A 22,855-nucleotide genomic window follows, 5' to 3' on the forward strand; every position below is an offset into this window, starting at 1 on the left:
TTATTGAACGCTCCCGCCCGTGCTGACGATGGGCGGGAGCAAAAAACTCAGGCCTGCGCCAGCTCACGCACCACCACGGTGGCATATGCGCCCGCCGGCAATTCAAAAGCCAGCTCCAACGCGCCCTGGCCCGACGCGTCATCATCCAGCCAACGCCAGCGCAAGGCCTGCGGCAATAAACGCAGCGGACGGCGCTCTTGCTCCATTCGAGCCGCGGCCAGTCCCTGGGCCAAATCAAGATCCATCGCGGCAATTTCACGTTCCAAGGCACCCGCCTCTGCCTGGGTCGGCGGCTCGCCCTGACCCCACAACGGGCCCGACGGATGAATATCGCCACGACCAAGACGTTCCGCCAGCGTATCGTCAAACGCCTCAGGCCCAAACCACGAACGCGAGCCTGCCAACGACCAGATCTCACCCTCCAGCGGACTGTCCCACACCCCGCGCTCAATACGTGCCGCCAGTACGCCATTAAAAATGTGCGAACGAGCGGCGGACAGCAAGAACGAGCGTTTGTCGCGATCGACGCGCCGACTGCCGCCAGCAAACATGGCCCTGGCCTGGGAAACGTTGCCGCCCTCGCGACCAAACCGCTGTTCACCGAAATAATTGGGCACACCACGCGTCGCGATCTGCTGCAGCACCTGCTCGGCAGCCGCGCGATCACCTTGCACATGGCGCAAGACCAGTACAAAACGATTGCCACGCAAAGCGCCGCGCTTGAGCTTACGCTTATGTCGGGTCGCAGCTAGCACCTTGACCTCGGCATGTGGAAATGCCGACCAATCCGGGTCAGGCTTACCAGCGAGCTGCACCGAAAAGCTTTGCCGTGTCACCGCATGACGATCTTTCAGCCCGGCATAACCGACATTCAGTGGCGGAATTTCCGCGAAGCGGGCCAACTCTTTCGCGACCCAATCCGTATTGGCTCCGCGCTTCTCCACCCACAGCAACGCGTGCTCACCTTCACCGTCGGCGTCATAGCCCAGTATTTCCTCGACTTGGAAATCTTCGGGGCTGCTGCGCAGTTGCGCAATCAACGGCGGCGTGCCGTATGCGTAGGGAAGTTCAATCATGGGGGAACACCTAAATAAGTTGCCCTGTCCGGCAAACCGGCAAGGGATGGTCGCTACAACAAGCCTGATCTAATCGGCCTGATCTAATCAGCACGATCTAACCGGCCCGATCCAATCCGCCGAATCCCGGCTGGCCCGAAAACCCTATACCTCAGGCCAGAGCCAACAGCACGCAAGCCTGCGCGGCAATACCTTCGCCACGCCCGGTAAAGCCCAACTGCTCGGTGGTGGTGGCCTTAATGCTGATGCGATCGATTTCACAACCCAGCACCTCAGCCAGGCATTCGCGCATCGCCTGTGCATACGGCCCCACCTTGGGTGCTTCGCAGATCACCGTGATGTCGGCATTGCCCAGCGCATAACCGCGCTCGCGCATCAGCTGTGCCGCAGGGTGCAAAAACAGGCGGCTCTGCGCATTACGCCAGCGCTCTTGTGTTGGCGGAAAGTGGCGACCGATATCGCCCAAGGCCAGCGCGCCAAAGATCGCATCGCAGAGCGCGTGAATAACCACATCGCCATCGGAATGCGCCACCACGCCACGGTGATGCGGTACGCGCACGCCGCCCAGCATGACGAAATCGCCGTCACCAAACACATGTACGTCAAAACCCTGTCCGATACGCATCATGCCCAAGTTCCCCTTATGCAGTTTTTTCAAGCAAGAACTCGGCTAGCGCAAAGTCAGATGCAGTAGTCACTTTGATATTGTCTTCCGCCCCCTCGACCAGCAAGGGGGAAAAACCAGCCCGCTCCATCGCCATGGCTTCATCGCTCACCGTCAATCCGGCACGCGCCATCGCTTGCAACGCAGACGAAAGTTCAGCGCGCCGAAACAACTGCGGGGTAAAAGCCCGCCAACGTTGATCGCGCGGCTCGGTTACCAAGCTACGGCCATCCGCATTGGCACGCTTAAGCGTGTCGCGTAAAGGCGCACCGAGCAAAGCACCACCCGCTGGCACCCCGTGTGCAATCAGCTTGTCGATGTCGGCTGGCCGAACACAAGGCCGTGCGGCATCGTGGACCAGCACAAAATCTTCATCGCGAACAGCGGCTGGCAGCGCGTTCAACCCCGCCAGCACCGAATCACAACGCTCATTGCCACCGACCGCGGCAAGCACCGGTTTGCCGCTGAGTGCCGTGATGCCTGGCCAATAAGCGTCATCGGCAGCCAGCGTTACCAGCAAACCGGCAATACGCGGATGGGCGGCCAAACGCGCTAGCGTGTGCTCGATCAGCATACGGCCTGCCAACGGTAAATACTGCTTAGGACAGGCTCCGCCTACGCGCAGACCGCGTCCAGCCGCTGGCACGACACACCAAAACTCCGCCATGTTCAACGCCCGCCAGCCGAGGTGCTCGGGGCAGGCGCCGCATTCGAGTTGGCCGTGCCAGGTTTTTCGACCACTTGGTAAAAAGTCTCGCCGGGCTTGATCAATCCCAGTTCGGCCCGGGCACGCGCCTCGACGGCTTGATCGCCATGTTTGAGGTCAGTCACATCCGCACCCAGCGCTTGATTGCGCTGGAGCAGACGATCGTTGTCATCGCTTTGTTTTTTCACCGTTGCCCTCAGCACCTCGACCTCATGCACACCGCCGTTGCCGGTCCACAGCTTTAGCTGCAGACCGATCAACACGAGTAAGAGAATCAAGGCGATCCAGCGCAACATGCGTCGGTCAACCCGGCAGGTGAATCAAGCTCGGAAAAGCATCACGTCCAGCGTAACGTGCGGCCGCCCCCAACTGCTCTTCGATACGCAGCAGCTGGTTGTACTTGGCGACACGATCGGTACGGCACAGCGAGCCCGTCTTGATCTGCGTCGCCGTGGTGGCCACGGCGATATCGGAAATCGTGGTGTCCTCGGTCTCGCCGGAGCGATGCGATACCACCGCCGCGTACTTGGCGGCATCGGCCATCGCGATGGCTTCCAGCGTTTCCGACAAGGTACCGATCTGGTTCACCTTGATTAGAATGGCGTTGGCAATGTGCTTTTCGATGCCTTCGCGGAAGATCGCCGGGTTGGTCACGAACAAATCGTCGCCGACCAGTTGCACCTGCTGGCCGATCTTGTCGGTCAACAGCTTCCAGCCATCCCAGTCGCCTTCGGCCATGCCGTCTTCAATGGTGACGATCGGGTATTGCTTGGCCCAGCTGGCCAGCAAATCGACGAACTGCGCCGGGGTATAGACCTTGCCCTCGCCTTCCAGATCGTAAGCGCCGTTCTTGAAGAACTCCGAGCTGGCGACATCAAGCCCAAGCAGAATCTCGCTACCAATTTTGTAGCCGGTCTGGTTCACCGCCTCGAGGATGGTATCCAGCGCCTCGATATTCGAGCGCAGGTTCGGCGCAAAGCCACCCTCGTCGCCCACCGCGGTGTTCAAACCCTTGCCTTTCAGCACGCCCTTCAGCGCATGAAAAATTTCGGTACCTGCGCGCAGTGCCTCGGCAAAGTTCGGCAGACCCACCGGCAGCACCATGAACTCCTGCACGTCGACGTTATTGTCGGCATGCGCGCCGCCGTTGATGATGTTCATCATCGGCACCGGCAAAGCGCCCGGCTTGCCGCCTGAGAGGTACTTCCACAGCGGCTCGCGGCGCGAGGCAGCCACGGCATGTGCCGCCGCCATCGAAACGCCCAACAGCGCAGTGGCACCCAGGCGCCCCTTGTTCGGCGTACCGTCCAGCGCGATCAGCTTGCTGTCGAGGCCTTTCTGATCGGCGGCGTCGAAACCCTTGAGCGCATCGGCAATCGCGCCGTTGACGTTAGCCACGGCATGCTGCACGCCCTTGCCCAGATAACGCGACTTGTCGCCATCACGCAGCTCGACCGCCTCGCGCGAACCGGTCGAGGCACCGCTCGGCACGGCGGCGCGACCAAAGCCGCCATCGGCCAGGGTCACTTCAGCTTCCAGCGTGGGGTTGCCACGCGAATCGAGGATTTCACGGGCGTGAATGCGGGTGATGTCAGTGCTCATGGGTATCCGATGTAAGTGTTTAAGCCAATCATTTCAGCGCAAAGCGAGTGCAGCAGCGACGACCTAAGTTCTACCGAACCAGGGACATACCGCAACTGAACTCGCCCCAGCAGAATCTTTCGCACCCCAGGGTGCGCCCCTACAAAATCAAGCCTGCTCAAGAAAACCATGTCGCTTGGTGACCTGATCCAACTCAAGCAAGGTCTCCAGCAAGGCTTCCATCTTGCCCAGCGGCCATGCATTCGGGCCATCGCTTAGTGCTTTATCCGGGTCGGGATGGGTTTCGGCAAACAGGCCAGCTATACCGACCGCAACCGCCGCGCGGGCCAACACCGGCACAAACTCGCGCTGGCCGCCCGAGCTAGTGCCCTGCCCACCCGGCAGCTGCACCGAATGCGTGGCGTCGAACACCACCGGGCAGCCGGTTTCGCGCATCACGCTGAGCGAGCGCATATCCGAGACCAGATTGTTATAACCAAAGCTGGCACCGCGCTCGCAGACCATGATGTCGTTATTGCCGACCTCCTTGGCCTTGGCTACCACGTTTTTCATATCCCACGGGGCGAGAAACTGGCCCTTCTTGATATTGACCGGCTTGCCGGCACGAGCGACGTTCTGGATGAAATCTGTCTGACGACACAGGAAAGCCGGCGTCTGCAAGACATCGACAACCGCAGCGACCTCATTCAACGGCGAGTACTCATGCACGTCGGTAAGCAGCGGCACACCGAGCTGGCGCTTCACCTCGGCCAGAATACGCAGCCCCTCTTCCAGGCCCGGCCCACGAAAACTGGTGCTGGACGAGCGATTGGCCTTATCGAAGCTGGATTTGAAAATGAAATGGATGCCGAGCTTGGCGGTGATCTCTTTCAGCTTGCCGGCTGTATCCAGCTGCAGTTGCTCAGACTCGACCACGCATGGGCCGGCGATCAAGAACAACGGCTGGTTCAGCCCTATCTCGAAACCGCAAAGCTTCATGCCACCGACTCCTTGGCCAGCCGCTCGCCTTCGCGCACCGCCTTGTACTCACGGGCGGCATGTACGAAACCGATGAACAAGGGATGCCCGTCGCGCGGCGTGGAGGTGAATTCAGGATGCGCCTGGCAGCCCAGGAACCAGGGGTGCTGCTGCGCCGGCAGCTCGACAATTTCCACCAGCAAATCGTCCATCGACTTACCCGAAACGACCAGGCCCAAGTCTTCGAACGGCTGACGGTAGCGATTGTTGAACTCATAGCGATGGCGATGACGCTCACGCACGATCTCCTGGCCATACAGCTCACGTGCCAGCGAGCCGGCCTTGAGACGGCACTCCTGCGAACCCAGGCGCATGGTGCCACCCAGATCGGAACGCTCGCTGCGCTGCTCCACTTCGCCGGTGGCCGTAGTCCACTCGGTAATCAACCCAATCACTGGATTGGCGGTGTTGCGATCGTTTTCGCTGGAGTCGGCGTCGGGAAGGCCGGCCACGTTGCGGGCGAAATCCACCACCGCAGCGTGCATGCCATAGCAAATACCGAAGTACGGCACGCCGTGTTCACGCGCGTATTTTGCCGCCAGCACCTTGCCTTCAAAACCGCGCTTGCCGAAGCCGCCAGGCACCAGGATGGCATCGACCGCGCCCAGGGTCTTGCCGGCGCCGTCGGCCTCGATCTGTTCGGAATCGAGCCATTGCAGGTTGACCCGGGTTTGCTCCTTGATACCGCCGTGGCGCAAGGCCTCGCCCAAGGATTTATAGGCGTCTTTATGCTCAACGTACTTGCCGACGATGGCGACGGTGATTTCATCCTTCGGGTGTTCCACCGCGTCGACCGTGCGCTGCCAGGCCGACAAATCAGCCGGACCAGCGTCGAGGCCAAGCCGTTTGACCACGATGTCATCCAGGCCTTGCTTGTGCAGCCACAACGGTTGCTTGTAAATGACATCGACGTCGTTGGCGCTGATCACCGCGTGCTCCGGCACATTGGTGAATAGCGCAATCTTGCGGCGCTCGCCTTCCGGCAGCGTCTGCTCGCAACGGCACAGCAGCACATCGGGCTGGATACCGATCGAGCGCAGTTCTTTCACCGAATGCTGGGTCGGCTTGGTTTTGATCTCGCCGGCCGCCTTGATGTACGGCACCAGGGTCAGATGCATGAACAGGCACTTCTCCGGGCCATGCTCGATGCGCAGCTGACGAATCGCCTCCAGGAACGGCAACGATTCGATATCGCCGACGGTGCCGCCAATCTCGACCAAGGCCACATCGAAGCCACGCGTGGCCTCGTGAATGCAGTGCTTGATTTCGTCGGTAATGTGCGGAATCACCTGTACTGTCGCGCCGAGATAGTCGCCACGACGCTCCTTGCGGATCACCGACTCGTAGATCTTGCCGGTGGTAATGGAGTTTTTACCGGTCAGGCGGGTATGGACGAAACGCTCGTAGTGACCCAAATCGAGGTCGGTCTCAGCGCCGTCGTCGGTCACATAGACCTCGCCATGCTGAAAGGGGCTCATGGTGCCTGGATCCACATTGATATAGGGATCCAGCTTCATCATGGTGACCGAAAGACCGCGCGCTTCGAGAATAGAAGCAAGCGACGCCGCAGCGATGCCCTTACCAAGAGAGGACACCACACCGCCGGTGACGAAAATCAGGGGGGTCATGGGATGCAGCCGTGCTGGAAATTAGGCATTTTAGCGACAGTTGATCCAGATCGCGAGATCTATCTAGAAAATACCTGTGACAAGTTCATTTCCATGGCGAGTCCAAGGCCTCTGTCCGCCAAGGAAAAACCGCCCAAATCAGCCGCCGGCATGCCCTTAAAGCCCGTTCATGATCTCGAACTAGCTCGCTTGAGCCGCGAGGGACGCCAACAGCAAAGGCGTGGCGCAGGCCAGACTGGCAGCCTGCTCAGGCTGCGCGCTCAGGCATGCATGGCGGCCCCGCGGCACAACCCTTCGGGCCGCAGCTGCCTGCCCGCACGACGGGGTCATCACTCAATCGTGTACCGACGTACACTCCCTCCTTCTTCCTTGTCGTGCATGCAAACCACTTGCGGCGCGAGCCACTCAGAGATCGCGAACAGGCTCTTATGAACAGCCCTATTCCCGCCCGCGTGGCGGCCTTGCGTCAGGCCATGCAGCAGCATGGCGTCCATGCCTGCCTGATCCCCAGCGCCGACCCGCACCTGTCCGAATATCTGCCCGGGCACTGGCAGGCCCGTGCCTGGCTGTCCGGCTTCCACGGTTCAGCTGGCACGCTGATTGTCACCGCCAAACATGCCGGCCTATGGACCGACTCACGCTACTTTGCCCAGGCCGAGCAACAGCTGGCCGGCAGCGGCATCACCCTGATGAAGCAACGGGTAGCCCATGCACCGGAGCACCTGGACTGGCTTGAGCAGCACAGCCAGCATGGCGATGTGCTGGCTATGGCCGGCGACAGTGTGGCGCTGAATGCCCAGACCGCGATCGAGCGGCGCCTGGCCGGCGCCGGCGTGCACTTGCGCACCGACCTCGACTTGCCCGGCGCCATCTGGACCGATCGGCCGCCCCTGCCACAGGCAGCGGTTGTCGAGCATCCCATCGCCTATGCAAGCACCTCCCGCGCCGACAAGCTGACGCGCCTGCGCTCATCGATGCGCAAACTCGGCGCCAGCCACCACTTGCTGTCCAGCCTCGATGACATCGCCTGGCTGACCAACCTGCGCGGCAGCGACGTCGAGTGCAATCCGGTTTTCCTGGCGCATTTGCTGGTCACCGCCGAAGCTCGCGCCACGCTGTTTGTAGACCGGGGTAAATTGGATGACAAGCTAGTGGCGGCACTGGCCCGCGATGGCATCGCAATAGCCAACTATGCGGCGATTACCGATGCCCTGAGCGAGCTGCACGCTGGTCACCATCTGCTCTTCGATGGCAACCGCGTGGTCAGTGCCATCGCCAAAGCCATCGGGCCTACCGTAAGCCGCATCGACACCGCCAACCCGACCACGCTGTTCAAAGCATGCAAAAGCGCCGACGAATTAAGCCATGTGCGTGAAGTGATGCGCCGCGACGGCGCAGCACTGGTGCGAGCCTTTCGCCGGCTGGAAGACCGCCTTAGCGCAGGCATGGCGCAAACCGAGCTGGATGTCGACATGTTATTGCGCGAAGAGCGCTCGGCCCAGCCCGACTACGTCGGCGAAAGCTTCGCCACCATCGCCGGCTACCAGGCCAATGGCGCCCTGCCGCACTATCGCGCGACTCAGGACGCGCACAGCAGCCTGCAGCGCCAGGGCTTGCTGTTGATCGATTCGGGCGGCCAGTATCTCGGTGGCACCACCGATATCACCCGCGTGCTTGCGCTAGGCCCCACCACCACCGAGCAACGGCGTGATGCCACCTTGGTGATGAAAGGCTTGATCGCGCTTTCGCGCGCGCGCTTTCCCAAAGGGGCTAGCGGCCCACAGCTGGATGCCCTGGCACGTGCCCCGTTATGGGCCTGTGGCATGGACTATGGCCACGGCACCGGCCACGGCGTGGGCTACTTTCTGAATGTGCACGAAGGGCCACAAGGCATTCGCCCGCCCGTCAGCGGCGCAACACTGGTCGCCCTGGAGCCGGGCATGATCAGCTCGATCGAGCCGGGTTTGTACAAACCCGCCCGCTACGGTATCCGGCATGAAAACCTCGCCGTCGTCATCGAAGCCGAGCACAGCGAATTCGCTGAGTTCTATGCGTTTGAAACCCTCACCCTATGCCCGTTCGACCGCCGCGCACTGGAACCCAGCCTGCTCAATCCAGAGGAGCGCGCCTGGTTAGACGACTACCACGCCGGCGTCCGTGCGGCATTGAGCCCCTTGCTTGAAGAGGCGGATCACGCCTGGCTGGAGTGGCATTGTTCACCGCTGGGCGATTAATACCCAGTATCGAACATCCAGCGGCGACCCACCGACCCAGCCAGCCAATCGTCCAGCTGGGCTCGCCGATTGGGCCGCTCGGCTTACTTGCCATCCACAACCACTTCGACACGGCGATTCGGTGCGAGGCAGGCAATCAACGCCGCCCGCGAGCTATGCGCCGGACAATCGGTTTTCACCGCCGCTGACTTGCCGCGACCTTCGGCAGTACTCAAGGCCGAGGGCACGCCCCGCTCGTCCAGATAACGTTTGACGGTATCGGCTCGGCGCGTAGAGAGTTGGTTGTTGTAAGCGTCGCTACCGAGTTCGTCCGTGTAACCCAGTATCTGGATATGCGCGATGTGATCACTTTTCGCGTTGATCTTGGCTGCCAGTGCGTCCAGTTCCTGTCGACCATTGGGCTTGATATCGCTGGGTTTGAATTTATCAAAACCAAACAGCACGTCGCCGGAAAGTGTAAAGGTCTCAGGCTTCGGCACGACAGCCTCCGCTACCCGCGGCTCATGCCGCTTTAATAACGCCGCACAAGATTCGGGCTTCCAATAAAAACTGCGCGCCAGCTGGTGATCATCGAACAGCACCTTGTACTGACACGCCGACGTCTCGCCTGAATCCTTCTTGCTGAGGTTAAACAGATAATTCCATTCGTGTACGCCCCATACCCCTTCGTCGAAATGTGGGTAACCGATAAGTGCCGCGAGCTGCTGCTTGTTCATCCCCGGTCTGATTCGGCGCAGGCTGTCCAAACCAGGCGAGTTGCCGTTCTTATGCATCGAGGTGGTATCGCCTGGATCAGGCCAAACCAATTGCTCAGCGCTTTGGCCATCTTTCGCCACCCCGCGACTCAGATTGCCGCAGCCGGCCAAGCCGCCCAGGGTCACTAGCAAGACGGCCGTACAGGTAAGTGTTTTAAGCATGACGTCATTCCTCCAGCATTCGGGTAGCAGAATGCCGGTACTCGATCGGCCGCCCCTCGGGCGAGAGATCGGCCGATCAAGATACCGGTGACACTTACCAGACCATCGCCGCGCCCGCGCCGACACCGGCGTCACCGCGCGTATTGGAATTGGCGCTGACGCGGAAGATCCAGCGCCCTCCCTCAGACACCGTCGACAAACCGACGGCCAAGCCGGTTTCACCGTGGAAGCTACCGACACCCACCGCGACCGCGCTTTGATTGGGCGCGTAAGCCTGTGGCAGGTTGGCCATCGCCATCGCCGATGCCACACCCGCATTGGCGCGATTCATTGATCTGACCTACGTTGGCCGCATCCGTTGCCGCAACGCCCGGCGCCACATTGTGGATCGTGGTGCCTGTCCCGCCGTTACCCAGCGTCACACTGTTGTTATTCACGGTGCCATCGGCATTGGTGTCGTACTGCACACTGCCGGCCTTGGCCGCATTCAACTGACTGACGTTGACTGCATCGGTGTTCTGCGTGCCTGCGGCCACATTGACGATCTGCCGCTCACTACCCGCCGCCCCTACCGAAACCGTGTTGGTGCGACTGGCCACCGAGCCCTGCCCCAGGGCCACCGAGTTATCGGCGCTTGCTGTCGAGTTATTGCCTATCGCCGTGCTGTTGTTGCCCGAGGCATTCGCCCCCGCGCCACCGGCAGCCGAATTGTTGCCTCCGGCGGTCGGCCCGGTGCTGGTCGCACCAGTGGTATTGGCCCTGAACTGGACCGGCGCCGTGTTGTTAATCAGGTTGTTGACCTTTTGGTCGGTGTAGCTGTTCGCCTGGGCAATCGCACTATTCACGCCACCCTGCAACTGGCTTACGTTGACCGCATCGTTCGGCGCCGAACCATCGGCCACATTGGTGATCTGGCGATCATTACCCGCCGAACCCACCGATACTTCACCCACCGAATTACTGCTGCCTGCGGGTTTATAGGCGCCGGTGTAATTGGTCTTTGCACCCACCGAGGTGGTCGAATTCGCGCCCAAGGCCACCGAATTGTCCTTTGACGATTGCGCGCCATTGCCGATAGCGACGCTGTTGGCACCGCTCGAAACCGCTTGCGGGCCAACCGCCACGCTATTGGTTCCGCCGGCTGACGAATCAGCCAGGGTCGAATTGGCATGGAAGTACTTGATGCCCCCACCGGACGTGATGCTGGAAATCGCCGAATTGGTCGCGAACAGTTGCGAGCCGTTCACCGCATCGGTCGAGGTGGCGCTCAACACACCGGCAGCAACATTCTGCAATTGGCGCTCCGTGCCTACCGCACCGATCGAGACCACCGACACCGGCGCCGTAGCCGCCGCGGTGTATCCAGTAATCGCGTAGATGCCAGTGTGCGGTGCCGCCGTCACCGAGCTCGAGCCCAACGCCACGCTCATAAAATCATTCGCTGTCGCGCCCGCGCCCAAGGCCATGGACTGGACGCCACCCGCCAGCGCCTGGCTGCCGATAGCGATGCCTGAAGCGAGCATCGTCTCGCTGGCTCGGCCAATCGCGATACCGCCGTTATCCATCACCGTCGCGCCGTTACCCAGGCCGATGCCGCTGGCGCCATTTACCACGGTTTGCGGACCGATCGCCACCGACTCCTGCCCTGCCGACAGCGAATCGGCCGCCACCGAGTTCGCGTGAAAATATTTCGTACCTGTCACGGTCAGCGAACCAACGGCGCCGGTCAGCTGGCGTAGCGTCACCGCGTCATGCGGCTGGGTAGCGTCGGCCACATTGGTAATTTGCCGGTAAGAGGTGTTGTCCTGGCCCAGCGAAACCGCGCCCAGCAAAAGTCCCGAGGTGGTGTCGTAGGGTACATAGGCACTGCCGACACCTACGGGTATCTGGCCGCTGATCGGCGCCAGCGCGCGGCTGGATATCGCCCCCTGACCCAGGGCTACACTGCCTGCGATCGTCGCACTGGAACCCGAACCGATAGCAATACCTTGAGTCGCCGCCGCCGCCACCACCGCCGTATCGCCCAAGGCAATCGAGCCTGCATTGTTGGCCTGCGACGCAGTGCCCAACGCCACCGAACCCTGCCCGGTGGCGACATTGGCATTGCCCAGCGTCACTGCACCCTGACCGTTGGAGGTGTTATTGGCACCCATCGCGACTGCGCCAGTACCGGTGGCACTATTCGGGTCGCCGATAGCTACCGCACCATTGCCATTCGCCGTATTGCCGACACCGATCGAAACCGCCTGGCCGCCCTGGGCAACCGCCGATTTACCGATCGCTATCGCACCATCGGTCGATGCGGTGGCCGAATCACCCAAAGCCACCGAGCTGATACCCGCCGCCGTAGCCCCCTTGCCATACGCCGATGCATCCGCCGCCGAAGCTAGCGCCAGCGGCCCGGAAGCCGTGGCATCGGTCCCCGTGGCCGAGCTATCGCCCAGCGTTGAATTGGCGTGGAAGTACTTGATGCCACCGCCGTTGGTGATGTTATTGACGGTCGTACCGAGATTGTTCAAACCGGTATTGGTCGCAAACAATTCGCTACCGTTCACCGCGTCGGTGCTAGTCGCTGAAAGCTGGCCCGCGGCGACATTCGTAATCACCCGCTCGTTACCTGCCGAGCCAACACTCACCACACTCGTCGGTGCCGTACCGGCAAAGGTGTAGGCCGTGCCGTTGATGGTGGCTCCCGGGGTCGCCACGGCCGCCGCGGTTTGACTGCCCGAACCCAACGCAACGGCTCCCGCAGTGCCCGCCACGCTATTGGCACCCAGCGCCACGGCATTCGCCGAACTGGCATTGGCCACCGGGCCCACCGCCACGCTATCCGTACCGGTCGCTGTGCTATCGGCCAGGATCGAATTGGCGTGGAAATACTTGATGCCCGCACCATTGGTGATGTTGTTGACGGTATTACCCAGGCTGGTCACCGAGCTATCGGTGGCAAACAGTTGACTGCCATTCACCGCATCCGTACTGCTGGCCGTCACCCGGCCTGCCGCCACATTGGTGATGGTGCGTTCGTTGCCGACACTGCCCACGCTCACTGTCGATGTCGGCGCAATACCTGCGTAGTTGTAATTGGTACCGTTGATAGTACCGCCAGCCGTCGCGACCGCTGCCGCCGTCTGGCTGCCTGAGCCCAAGGCCACGGCGCCAGCATTACTCGCCACGCTGTTGGCACCCAAGGCCACCGCGGTGGCTGCGCTGGCATTGGCCACCGGCCCCACCGCGACGCTATCCACTCCTGTAGCGGTGCTATCGGCCAAGATCGAGTTGGCATGGAAGTACTTGATGCCTGCGCCGTTGTTGATGTTGTTTACCGTGGTACCGATCTTGCCGACTTCGGTATTGGTGGCGAACAACTGGCTGCCGTTGACCCCGTCCGTGCTGGTGGCGCTCAACTGACCGGCAGCGACATTTTGCAATTGTCGCTCGGCGCCCGCCGTGCCCACGCTCACGACACCCGTGGGCGCGGTACCCGCAAAGCTATAGGCATCGCCGTTAATCGTCGCACCGGTCGTCGCTACCGCAGCCACCGTGGTTGCGCCGTTGCCTAGCGCGACACTGTTGACGACGTTTGCATTGGCGCTGTTGCCTAGCGCGATCGCATTGATGGCGCTGGCCTTGCCGCTTGTACCGAGTGCGACGGCATTGGTGGCGGTCGCCTCGGCGTTATAACCCAAGGTCGCCGAGTTATCGCCATTGGCCCAGGCATCACGGCCCACGGAAACCGCTCGCAATCCAGCGGCTTGCGTATTGCTGGCACCGATGGCAATTGCATCCTGACCGGTCGCTGTGGGCTTGAAGGCGCTGTTCTGCGACCCTGTGCCACCGATCGCGATACTGCCGTCGCCGGCAGCGGATGTATTGCCCACCGAGACCGAGCGCACTCCCGTCGCCGACGCACTGGCGCCAAACGCCGAGCTGCCTGCGGCGGCCGCGTTGGCACCGTTGCCAACCGCCGTCGAAGCGGCGCCGGTGGCAACCGCCAGCGGGCCGGCAGCCACACTATCGGTACCTATCGCACTTGAATCGGCCAGGATCGAATTGGCGTGGAAATACTTGATACCACCGCCACCAGTGATGTTGCTTATCGCGCTATTGCTGGCAAACAACTGACTGCCGTTCACCGCATCGGTGCTGGTGGCCGAGAGCCGGCCCGCCGCCACATTGGTAATGACACGCTCATTGCCCAGCGAGCCCACGCTCACCACGCTGGTCGGTGCCGTGCCCGCAAAGGTGTACGCGATACCGTTGATCGTGGTGCCGGTGGTCGCTACCGCGGCAGCCGTCTGGCTACCCGAACCCAAGGCCACCGCGCCGGCGTTACCCGCCACGCTGTTGGCACCCAAGGCCAACGCCGTCGCTGCGCTGGCATTGGCTACCGGACCCACCGCCACGCTATCCGTCCCCGTCGCGGTGCTGTCGGCCAGGGTCGAGTTGGCGTGGAAATACTTGATGCCACCACCACCGGTGATATTGCTTATCGCGCTGTTGGTGGCAAACAACTCACTGCCATTCACCGCATCCGTACTCGTCGCCGAAACACGGCCTGCCGCCACATTGGTGATGACGCGCTCATTACCCGCCGAGCCCACGCTGACCACACTCGTCGGTGCCGCGCCGGCAAAGGTATAAGCCGTACCGTTGATCGTCGTCCCTGCCGTCGCTACGGCCGCCGCCGTCTGGCTGCCCGAGCCCAGGGCCACCGCACCGGCATTGCCCGCCACGCTGTTAGCACCTAAGGCCACCGCCGTCGCTGCGCTGGCATTGGCCACCGGCCCCACCGCCACGCTATCCGTCCCCGTCGCGGTGCTGTCGGCCAGGATCGAGTTGGCGTGGAAATACTTGATGCCTCCGCCATTGGTGATGTTGTTCACCGTGGTGCCGAGATTGGTCAAACCGGTGTTCGTTGCGAACAATTCGCTACCGTTCACCGCGTCCGTGCTAGTGGCCGAAAGCCGGCCTGCAGCGACATTGGTGATGACGCGTTCATTACCTGCCGAACCCACGCTGACCACACTCGTCGGTGCCGCGCCGGCAAAGGTATAAGCCGTACCGTTGATCGTCGCTCCGGCCGTTGCCACGGCGGCAGCCGTCTGGCTGCCCGAACCCAGGGCTACCGCACCGGCATTGCCCGCCACGCTGTTAGCACCCAACGCCACCGCTGTCGCCGCACTCGCAGTCGCCACCGGGCCCACCGCCACGCTATCCGTCCCCGTCGCCGTGCTATCGGCCAAAGTCGAATTGGCGTGGAAATACTTGATGCCGCCACCATTGGTGATGTTGTTCACCGTAGTGCCGAGATTGGTCAAGCCGGTGTTCGTTGCAAACAACTCACTGCCATTCACGGCATCCGTGCTGGTCGCCGAAAGACGGCCCGCGGCGACATTGGTAATCACCCGCTCATTACCTGCCGAGCCCACGCTCACCACACTCGTCGGTGCCGTGCCCGCAAAGGTATATGCGGTGCCGTTGATCGTCGCTCCGGCGGTCGCTGCCGCAGCAGCGGTCTGGCTGCCCGAACCCAAGGCCACCGCACCGGCGTTACCCGCCACGCTGTTGGCGCCCAATGCCACCGCCGTCGCGGCGCTGGCATTGGCTACCGGGCCTACCGCCACGCTATCGGTTCCTGTCGCCGTGCTATCGGCCAGGGTCGAATTGGCGTGGAAGTACTTGATGCCTGCGCCGTTGTTGATGTTGTTGACCGTGGTGCCCAACGTGGTGATGGCACTATCGGCTGCAAATAACTGACTACCGTTCACCGCATCGGTGCTGGTGGCGGTCACCCGGCCCGCCGCCACATTGGTGACGGTGCGCTCGTTGCCCAGGCTGCCCATACTGACGGTGGATGTCGGCGCCGTGCCGGCGTAGTTGTAGCTGGTGCCGTTGATGGTGCCATTGGCCGTCGCCACCGCGGCTGCGGTTTGGCTACCCGAACCCAAGGCGACCGCACCGGCATTGCTCGCCACGCTATTGGCACCCAAGGCCACCGCTGTCGCGGCGCTGGCGTTGGCCACCGGGCCTACCGCCACGCTATCGGTACCCGTCGCCGTGCTATCGGCCAGGGTCGAATTGGCATGAAAATATTTGATGCCCGCACCGGTGTTGATGTTGTTGATCAACTGATTGGTGGCGAACAGTTGCGAGCCGTTCACTGCGTCGGTACTAACTGCGCTCAGCGTCGCCGGGGTCAGATTGGTGATTTTCACGGTACCCGTCGCACCGGTACCGCCGGTCGCTCCCAGGGTAATGGTGTTGCCGCCGGCCGCATCGTATTTCACCGCGATAGCGGCCGTGTTCACCGCATCGGTATTCAATGCAGTAAGTGCTGCACCCACATTGTTGTTCGGCGTGCTACCCGTATTCGCACCGGTCGTACTGATGTTGTTGATGACATAAGACGGCGCGGTATATACGCCGGTCGCCGGATTCAGTGCAGCGCCGCCACCCAGTGAGGTGACCACGTTCTGCCCAAGCTGATTGAGTTGACTGACATTGACTGCATCGGTCCCCAGACTACCTGGCGCGACACCGGTGATCTGGCGGCCGGTGCCATTGTTGGCGATATTCAACTCACCGCCCGAATTACTGCTGCCCACGGCATAACCGGCATAGCCCGTCTGCGCACCGCGAGAGGCCGCCGAAAAACTGCCCAGCGCGACACTATCCGCTTTGCTGGCATTGGCTTGACGGCCTATCGCGATGCCTTGCGCCGCCGAAGACGCCGAGTTGTCGCCAAAGGCAAGTCCGTAATTTCCCGCAGCGGTGGTGCTGGCTGCCGAGCCAAACGCGATCGATGACGTACCTACGGCGGTAGTGCCGTTACCGATACCGATGGCGTCAGTGCCGGAAACCGTCGATGAGGCAGCGAACGATCCCACGTTGCTGATCGAGATCGCACCGGTACCACTGGCATTGGCGATGGCACCGATGGCGACCGAGCCATTCGCACCACTCGACTGCGCGCCATTGCCGATGGAGACACCCGAGGCCCCGCTGGCGCTGGCCTTGGTCCCCATGGCGATACTGTTACTGCCGCTGGCGCTGGCGGTATCACCGATGGCCAGCGTGCCGGCGACGCTTGCCGAACTGGCATTGCCCAAGGCCACCGAGCCTTGGCCGATAGCGCTATTGCCATTGCCGATGGCCACCGGACCATTGGCTGCCACCGTACCCGCCGCATTGCCCGCTGCAACGTTATTGTTGCCCTGGGCGACCGCGCCGGTGCCATTGGCGATATTCGGATCACCGATCGCCACCGCGCCATTGCCGGTCGCCGTATTGCCGACGCCAATCGATACCGCCTTGCCGCCGGTCGCCGTTGCCGTCTGACCGATCGCCACCGCACCCGCCGCATTGGCAATCGCACCGCTGCCCTGCGCAATCGAGTTGCCGCCGGTCGCCTGAGCGCCATTGCCGATGGCGATATCGTTGATCACCGTAGCCGAGCCGCTGACACCCGCCACCGAGTTCAAACCCAGGGCGAGCGAGCTGCTATTGAAGGCCACCGCCGTGGTACCCAGCGCAATGGAATCCACCCCGACCGCCTGAGTGTTGGTCGTCGTGTCCTGCGCGGTGCCGCCGGCGGCTGAAGAACCAAAGGCAATCGCACGGTTGCCGGTCGCATAGGCGGAGTTACCGATCGCCATGCTGCCGTTACCCAGGGCGGTCGAGACGTTACCCACTGCCATGCTTAGGTTGCCCGAAGCCACCCCCATACGACCGATGGTCAGCGAACTCCCCCCGCTGGCAAAGCCCGCCTGGCCAATCGAAATCGCGCTGTTGTTACTGGCGTTGGCGCTGTCGCCCAAGGCAATGCCTGCACCACCTGTGGCACGACTGCTGGAACCGATCGCCGTGTCGCCGCTGCCGGTGGCCTGCGCATCGTTACCGATGGCCGTTGGGCTATGCGAAATCGCAGTGGCGCCACCGGTCGCATTAGCGCTGGGAAACCCCAGCCCATCGGTGCGCCGCTGAACAAGCGTGATCGGGGAGGCATTGGTCGCCTGCGCGGTATTGCCGATCACGACACTTCCGATAGCTACTGCCTTCGTCGACTGACCGAGCGCCGTCGCATTCGTGCCGCTCGCCGCAGCACTGACACCGACAGCAATCGCATCCGTACCGGTCGCCCCGGAATTCGCACTGGTATTACTACCGGCACCCGTCAATGTCGAATTGGCATTGAAGTAATTGACGGTTCCCACCGCCCCAGCGGCGGCTCGTTGCGCCACCGCGAACAACTGGCTGCCATTGACCGCATCGGTACTGGTCGCACTGACCAGGCCCGTCGCTACGTTCTGGATGCGACGCGCGCTGCTGCCATCGGTGCCCACACTGACCACGCCTGCCGGCGCCGCGCTGCCGCCGGTGAAGTTATAGGTAAAACCATTGATGGTGGCACTGCTGTACGCGGTGGTACCTTGGGTTGAAGCGGTGACTGCCGACGTAGTCGCCGTGTTGTTGCCCAATGCAACCGATCCAGCCGTACCAGCGACCGCCGTATTGCCAATCGCCACGGCACCTGTTGCCGTGGCCTGCGCTCCACCGGCAGCACCAAAACCACCGATAGCGCCGCCGAGTGCCAGTGAACCATCGCCGCTTGCCGTGGCTCCTTGCCCCTGTGCAATTGCGCCGTTGCCGGATGCGCTTGACTGACGGCCAAAGGCGATCGCGCTCAGATTCGACGCATTGGCAATATTGCCCATGACCATCGCCCCATCGGCGCTCGCCGTGGGTCCGTTGCCTGCCGCCCCATTCGCGCCAATCGCAATCGTGTTGATCGCCGAAGCAGTGGCGCCGGCACCCACCGCGGTACCGCTGCTGACGGCTGCGGTGTTCGCACCAATCGCCACGCCATAAATGTTTACACCGGCAGCCGAGGTGACTTTGGAGTTGGACCCGATCGCGATACTGCCCTGGACTGCCGCCGATGACTGCACCCCGATCGCCACCGTACCGATCCCTGTCGCCTGCGCGGCATTAGCTGCCGTCGCGCTGCCACCGATGGCCACCGTGTTGACAGCCGACGCTGCTGCGTTGGCGCCTGCCGCGAATGAGTATCCACCGGTGGCTTTCGCGCTAACGCCCAGCGCGGTATCGCCAATCAAGGTGGCCGAGCCATTGACGCCGGCCACCGCATTGAAGCCTACAGCCAACGAGCTGGGGCCAAAGGCCGAGGCTGTTTCGCCGAAGGCGCTGGCATCTACGCCAAATACCTTGACCCCCCAGCCCACACCGGTACCGTTGTTACCGGTGACATTGACCTGGCGGCCAAGGCCGACCGAGTTGGTGCCTGTCGCGATCGCGGCATCGCCAATGGCAACGCTGATACCGGTGGCCGTGGCACCACTGCCGCCACCGATCGCGATCGAAAACGCATCAGCAGTCGCTGGATTGACACATCCGGCGCCGGTGGCTGTCGCCGTGCCCACCACGCCACATTGCATCGTGGTGCCTGCAAAAACCGGGGCAACGCATGCGTAAGAGACCAGCAAAACAGCCATGGCTACGGCGACTCGACGCCGCCCAACACGTCCTGATTTCCCTTTGGCCTTAGCAAACTCAGACGCTACGACGAGAGCATTGAGCGAGACACTCCAAACCCTACTGAAGATCGTATTCATGTCGAGACCCCTGCGGCACGTGAGAATCAAACTGAATGAATGAATCCAAATCCGTGAGCTTTAGGTGCATAACCGACTGTCTGCCCGATACGGGCGAGCTGATGCTCTTGCTGTGGCGCTTAACTACGCACTGCGCAATTTGCGTTAAGAAGCCTCCATCGACATTTGTTTTTCTTATGCCAGGCGTTGCCCACCCAGACTTCACTTTCTTGGCAGGCGATACTCAAAAAGGTCTTGCTCGCCACATGCGCCGATTTGCACCAGACATCCTTCGCCTTGATCTACAAGGAAGTGGGAAGGCATGCGGTTACGACTTTTCAGTGAAGTAAATCCTCAGTGAATGTGATAACGATCACGTTATGCATGTGAATTCATTGTGTATGACATATTAAAAAATACAAACCCTTAGATATCAGATAGATGCATATTTACTCGCTACCACCGCCACCAAGCCGACCGCGCCTCGATCGCGCCTAGGACAACCTCATATGAACGCAGCTCTAAATACCGTGAAATTAAATCGCAAAAACTTGCATATACATAAACAACAAATTATCAATAAACCGCCTTATGACACCTGATTGGAATAACGACTGGCCGCTTAAAAGCGGACTATCAACATGTCGCATCGCACAAAATTAATTCCTTTCGAAACGCCCATAAAAAAAACCGACCGTTATCCGGTCGGCTTTATTCAAAAAACGAAGTGGGCTTGCGTTTATCGCCCCTCGACATGAACCTCGACACGTCGATTCGGCGCCAGGCATGTAATCAAAACCGTGCGATTGTGCTCCTCACTGCAATCGACTTTGGGATCAGCCTTGCCGCGCCCTTCAACAACAATGTGCTCCTGTGCGACACCTTGCTTCACCAGATAACGCATCACCGTATAAGCGCGATTTTCCGATAGTGTCGCATTGTGTTCGTCGCTACCGAGCCGGTCGGCGTAACCCATCACTTGAACGCTGGTGATGCCATCGCCAGCAGCAACGATTTTGCGTGCCAGGGCATCGAGATCCGCCTGCCCCTTCGCGGTGATATCCGTCAACGCCGACTTATCGAAGGCAAATAAGGCATCGGTGGAAAACGTGTAGACCTGCTCGGTCTTACCCACGTCGATCATCTTGGGTTTCAACAGTGCGGCGCAGGACTCAGGCTGCCAGTAGAAACTGCGTGCCTGTTTCTTGTCGTCGAACAAGATTTTGTACTGGCAAACGGTGACGTTGTTGGCGCCGTCCTGGCGCAGGTTGAGCAGATAATCCCATTCACGCACGCCGAAGACGCCTTCATGAAATTGCGGCGCACCGATCAAGCGCTGTATCTGCGCCTTGCTCATGCCTGCGCCGATCAGGCGCACATTGTCCAGATTGGGAAACGTGCCGCCTTGCGGCCGTGCATCTTTGGCATCGGGAAAAAAGATCGATTGCGCGGTGCTTCCATCCGTTGTCACGTTGCGACTGACGGTCGAGGTGCCGCAGCCAGCCAAGCCGACGATCGCGATGCCGACAACCGCCGAACCGATCCATGTCATTGTTGCCATGCGCATGACCTAAGCCTCGTTCAATGTATGTGCGTCATCAGAGCGCGCCATCTGTTGCGCATCCCTGCCGACCCAAGGCCGCCAGGGATGCGAGCGGGTTATTACCAAACCATCGCCGCGCCAACCCCTACACCGGTATCGCCGCGAGTATTCGAGGTGGCATTGAGCTTGTAGACCCAGCGCCCGCTCTCGGAGATGGTGGAGACACCGACCGCGATGCCGCTCTCGCCATGAAAGCTACCTACCGCAACCGCCGCTGCGCTCTGATTGGGCTGATAAGCCTGCGGCAAACTCGCCATCGCCATGGCCGATGCCACACCGGCATTGGCGCGGTTGCCGATGGTGTTGAGGTTGCTGTTGATGGTGTTGAAACGCTGGTCGGTATAGCTCTTGGACCAGTCCTTGACCGCAGTGAGCTGCCCCACATTGGCCGCATCGGTGGAGATCGCCCCCGGCGCCACGTTGCGAATCGTGGTCGGTCCGCCACCGTTGCCCAGGGTCACGCTGCTGTTGTTGATCGAGCCATCGGCATAGGTGTCGTATTGCACGCTGCCCGCCTTGCTCGCATTCAACTGACTGACGTTGACCGCATCGGTGTTCTGCGTGCCGGCGGCTACGTTGGTCACTTGCCGCTCGCTGCCGGCCGAACCGACCGACACCACATGGGCGCGGCCACCATCGGTGCTGTTGGCGCCCAGTGCCACCGAGTTGCTACCGGTGGCTACCGCGCTGTTGCCCACGGCCGTGCTGTTGGCGCCCGAGGCCACCGCGCCGGCGCCGCCAGCCGTCGACTTGGTCCCTGTGACGGTAGGCATCGGCGTGTTGCTGTCCTGGCTGACCTGGAACATGCCGGTGCTGCCGTTGGTGATACCGCCGGTGATATGGGTGATCTGCGTGTCGGTGTACTGATTCGCTGTCGTCACCGCGCCGTCCAGCTGACGCAGGTTCACCGCATCGGTGGCGTTCTGGGCGTCAGCGACATTGCTCAGTGTGCGCTCCGCACCGGCCGTACCGACCGATACCGTACCCACGGCGTTGTTGGCCGCGTTGGAGTATTTGCCGGTGTAGCTTTGCGCGCCACGATCCGCCACTGACCCCGCACCCAAGGCCACATCGCCGTTCTTGCTCGTCGTTGCACCGGCGCCTAGCGCGACCGTGTTAGTGCCGTTGGCTGTCGAGCCCTGCCCCGTAGCCACGCTGCCGACACCACCCGCCACGGCTTGTGGACCCACCGCCACACTATTCGCACCCGACGCCTGTGAATCGGCCAACGTCGAATTGGCATGGAAGTACTTGATGCCGCCACCGTTGTTGATGGTGTTCACCGTGGTGCCCAAGCTGGTCACCGCACTATTGGTGGCAAACAGCTGGCTGCCGTTCACTGCATCGGTGCTGGTCGCGGTGACCTGGCCGGCCGCCACATTGGTGATGGTGCGCTCCTGGCCAGCACGGCCGACACTGACGGTGGAGGTCGGGGCAGCGCCGGCATAGTTGTAGCTGCTGCCGTTGATCGTGCCGCTGGTGGTCGCTACCGCTGCCGCGGTAACCGAACCGCTGCCCAAGGCGACATCGCCCGAGTTACTGGCCACGGCGCTATCACCAAAGGCCAGCGCACCGGCCGCCTTGGCCTGCGAAGCATTGCCCAGCGCCACCGCGCCCTGGCCGGTGGCCGCACTGGTATTGCCCAGCGCGACCGCACCCTGGCCATGGGCCGTGTTGTTGGCGCCCATCGCCACCGCACCGGTACCGATCGCGGTGTTCGGGTCACCGATCGCCACCGCGCCATCACCGGTCGCCGTATTGCCCGAACCGATCGATACCGACTTGCCGCCGTTG

General features: G+C 61.7%; 13 protein-coding genes. 1 reads left to right on the forward strand and 12 read right to left on the reverse strand.

The features are described from left to right. Positions 1–47: 47 nt before the first annotated feature. The 7 genes from truD to pyrG all read right to left on the reverse strand — a co-directional run bounded on the left by truD (position 48) and on the right by pyrG (position 6,693). Entirely contained in the window at positions 48–1,076 is a 1,029-nt protein-coding gene (gene truD / locus OUZ52_RS10745; RefSeq protein ID WP_266158382.1) for a tRNA pseudouridine(13) synthase TruD, read from the reverse strand. 151 nt (positions 1,077–1,227) lie between these two features. Further along, entirely contained in the window at positions 1,228–1,701 is a 474-nt protein-coding gene (ispF, locus tag OUZ52_RS10750) for a 2-C-methyl-D-erythritol 2,4-cyclodiphosphate synthase (RefSeq protein ID WP_323135337.1), read from the reverse strand. Between the two features lie 16 nt (positions 1,702–1,717). Continuing rightward, positions 1,718–2,407, reverse strand: coding sequence for a 2-C-methyl-D-erythritol 4-phosphate cytidylyltransferase (gene ispD, locus OUZ52_RS10755; RefSeq protein WP_266158385.1), 690 nt, complete (start codon positions 2,405–2,407; stop codon positions 1,718–1,720). 2 nt (positions 2,408–2,409) lie between these two features. Beyond that, on the reverse strand, positions 2,410–2,742 hold the full coding sequence (ftsB, locus tag OUZ52_RS10760; protein ID WP_266158386.1) for a cell division protein FtsB: 333 nt from the start codon (positions 2,740–2,742) through the stop codon (positions 2,410–2,412). Between the two features lie 7 nt (positions 2,743–2,749). Next, on the reverse strand, positions 2,750–4,048 hold the full coding sequence (gene eno / locus OUZ52_RS10765) for a phosphopyruvate hydratase (protein ID WP_266158387.1): 1,299 nt from the start codon (positions 4,046–4,048) through the stop codon (positions 2,750–2,752). A 147-nt stretch (positions 4,049–4,195) separates the two neighbouring features. Next, entirely contained in the window at positions 4,196–5,026 is an 831-nt protein-coding gene (kdsA, locus tag OUZ52_RS10770; RefSeq protein WP_266158388.1) for a 3-deoxy-8-phosphooctulonate synthase, read from the reverse strand. Then, complete coding sequence (gene pyrG / locus OUZ52_RS10775; protein WP_266158390.1) at positions 5,023–6,693, reverse strand: CTP synthase; 1,671 nt, start codon at positions 6,691–6,693, stop codon at positions 5,023–5,025. Before pyrG ends, kdsA begins: the two co-directional genes overlap by 4 nt. 428 nt (positions 6,694–7,121) lie before the next feature. Between pyrG and OUZ52_RS10780 the strand changes: the two genes are divergently transcribed. After that, complete coding sequence (locus OUZ52_RS10780; RefSeq protein WP_266158391.1) at positions 7,122–8,927, forward strand: aminopeptidase P family protein; 1,806 nt, start codon at positions 7,122–7,124, stop codon at positions 8,925–8,927. Positions 8,928–9,010: 83 nt separating this feature from the next. On the opposite strand, the gene OUZ52_RS10785 is transcribed toward OUZ52_RS10780, so the two are convergent. The 5 genes from OUZ52_RS10785 to OUZ52_RS10805 all read right to left on the reverse strand — a co-directional run. Continuing rightward, positions 9,011–9,700: an OmpA family protein gene (locus OUZ52_RS10785; RefSeq protein ID WP_266158393.1), complete on the reverse strand. Its 690-nt coding sequence runs from the start codon at positions 9,698–9,700 to the stop codon at positions 9,011–9,013. A gap of 238 nt (positions 9,701–9,938) precedes the next feature. After that, a complete protein-coding gene (locus tag OUZ52_RS10790; RefSeq protein WP_266158394.1) occupies positions 9,939–10,136 on the reverse strand; it encodes a YadA-like family protein in 198 nt (65 codons plus the stop codon). Beyond that, positions 10,075–19,479 carry an ESPR-type extended signal peptide-containing protein gene (locus tag OUZ52_RS10795; protein WP_266158396.1) on the reverse strand — a complete coding sequence of 3,135 codons (9,405 nt, stop codon included), beginning with the start codon at positions 19,477–19,479 and terminating at the stop codon, positions 10,075–10,077. Before OUZ52_RS10795 ends, OUZ52_RS10790 begins: the two co-directional genes overlap by 62 nt. Positions 19,480–20,197: 718 nt before the next feature. Then, a complete protein-coding gene (locus OUZ52_RS10800; RefSeq protein ID WP_266158397.1) occupies positions 20,198–21,025 on the reverse strand; it encodes an OmpA family protein in 828 nt (275 codons plus the stop codon). Between the two features lie 95 nt (positions 21,026–21,120). Beyond that, positions 21,121–22,855 (reverse strand): YadA family autotransporter adhesin (locus OUZ52_RS10805; protein ID WP_266158398.1); only part of this gene is annotated, 1,735 nt, incomplete at its 5' end.

The organism is Dyella silvatica (assembly GCF_026283955.1).
Lineage (GTDB): Bacteria > Pseudomonadota > Gammaproteobacteria > Xanthomonadales > Rhodanobacteraceae > Dyella_C > Dyella_C silvatica.

What these genes read in the sequence shown, in the direction of transcription:
- pyrG (WP_266158390.1), bottom strand. Translation starts at nt 6,693, where the DNA reads ATGACCCCCCTGATTTTCGTCACCGGCGGTGTGGTGTCCTCTCTTGGT.
- eno (WP_266158387.1), bottom strand. Translation starts at nt 4,048, where the DNA reads ATGAGCACTGACATCACCCGCATTCACGCCCGTGAAATCCTCGATTCG.
- OUZ52_RS10800 (WP_266158397.1), bottom strand. Translation starts at nt 21,025, where the DNA reads ATGCGCATGGCAACAATGACATGGATCGGTTCGGCGGTTGTCGGCATC.
- ispF (WP_323135337.1), bottom strand. Translation starts at nt 1,701, where the DNA reads ATGCGTATCGGACAGGGTTTTGACGTACATGTGTTTGGTGACGGCGAT.
- kdsA (WP_266158388.1), bottom strand. Translation starts at nt 5,026, where the DNA reads ATGAAGCTTTGCGGTTTCGAGATAGGGCTGAACCAGCCGTTGTTCTTG.
- OUZ52_RS10780 (WP_266158391.1), top strand. Translation starts at nt 7,122, where the DNA reads ATGAACAGCCCTATTCCCGCCCGCGTGGCGGCCTTGCGTCAGGCCATG.
- OUZ52_RS10790 (WP_266158394.1), bottom strand. Translation starts at nt 10,136, where the DNA reads ATGGCCAACCTGCCACAGGCTTACGCGCCCAATCAAAGCGCGGTCGCG.
- OUZ52_RS10795 (WP_266158396.1), bottom strand. Translation starts at nt 19,479, where the DNA reads ATGAATACGATCTTCAGTAGGGTTTGGAGTGTCTCGCTCAATGCTCTC.
- ftsB (WP_266158386.1), bottom strand. Translation starts at nt 2,742, where the DNA reads ATGTTGCGCTGGATCGCCTTGATTCTCTTACTCGTGTTGATCGGTCTG.
- truD (WP_266158382.1), bottom strand. Translation starts at nt 1,076, where the DNA reads ATGATTGAACTTCCCTACGCATACGGCACGCCGCCGTTGATTGCGCAA.
- OUZ52_RS10785 (WP_266158393.1), bottom strand. Translation starts at nt 9,700, where the DNA reads ATGCATAAGAACGGCAACTCGCCTGGTTTGGACAGCCTGCGCCGAATC.
- ispD (WP_266158385.1), bottom strand. Translation starts at nt 2,407, where the DNA reads ATGGCGGAGTTTTGGTGTGTCGTGCCAGCGGCTGGACGCGGTCTGCGC.